This is a genomic window from Flectobacillus sp. BAB-3569, from assembly GCF_002270355.1.
GTDB lineage: Bacteria > Bacteroidota > Bacteroidia > Cytophagales > Spirosomataceae > Flectobacillus > Flectobacillus roseus.
This window is the reverse complement of the sequence record NZ_NJFZ01000149.1, coordinates 1-677: the sequence shown is the minus strand read 5'-3', so window position 1 is coordinate 677 and position 677 is coordinate 1. Positions and strand designations below refer to the sequence as shown.

2 protein-coding genes are annotated in these 677 nt (G+C 35.2%); both read left to right on the top strand.

Features of this window, described 5'->3' with window-relative positions; all coding sequences use genetic code 11:
* Positions 1 to 100: 100 nt before the first annotated feature.
* Positions 101 to 325: a CcmD family protein gene (locus BWI92_RS26785; RefSeq protein WP_095160684.1), complete on the top strand. Its 225-nt coding sequence runs from the start codon at positions 101 to 103 to the stop codon at positions 323 to 325.
* A gap of 31 nt (positions 326 to 356) precedes the next feature.
* Positions 357 to 548, top strand: coding sequence for a hypothetical protein (locus tag BWI92_RS26780; protein WP_095168672.1), 192 nt, complete (start codon positions 357 to 359; stop codon positions 546 to 548).
* The last annotated feature ends 129 nt before the right edge of the window (positions 549 to 677 follow it).

Below are 677 nucleotides of genomic sequence, written 5' to 3'. Positions count from 1 at the left end.
TACCATTCCGCACTAAATAAGAGTTTACTTATTTCTCATTAATAAAAGTCTTTTACTCAATAAAAGCCTCAAGTTAACAGCTAAAGGCTCGATAGATAAAATGAAAAAGTTATTATCATTTTTAACATTAATGCTAGTTTCGCTAGCTTCTTTTGCTCAAGATAACGCTGCTGGTGAGCCAGAAATGGCTGATAAGTTATACGCTGATGGTCGCATTTATGTGGTTGTTGCGGTGGTGGTTACCATCTTTTTGGGCGTAGTAATTTATCTGGTAACATTGGATAAGAAAATTTCAAAAATCGAAAAAACTCTCAATTCGAAATAAGCGAAATCTCAAAAAAGACGCATCAATAATCATGAAAAAAACACACATCTTCGGACTAATTATCATTGCCATTGCAGTGGTGATTTTGGTGTCAACGGGTACCGACGCTAGTACTTATGTTGACTTTGGTGTAGCCGAAAATATGGCTAAAGACGGTAGTGCAGAGAAAGTACACGTAGTGGGTAAACTCAAAAAGATGCTGGAGGTAATGTTACAGGAATGAGTTACAATCCTGCACTTGATGCTTAGAGCATTTCGTTTAGAATTTCAAAATTAGCTCGTTTGAATACTTCATTCTCATCTTTCTTTAGTGGATTGTAATTGACAAACAAATATCTTTGGTTAGTAAATT

What these genes read in the sequence shown, in the direction of transcription:
- BWI92_RS26785 (WP_095160684.1), top strand. Translation starts at nt 101, where the DNA reads ATGAAAAAGTTATTATCATTTTTAACATTAATGCTAGTTTCGCTAGCT.
- BWI92_RS26780 (WP_095168672.1), top strand. Translation starts at nt 357, where the DNA reads ATGAAAAAAACACACATCTTCGGACTAATTATCATTGCCATTGCAGTG.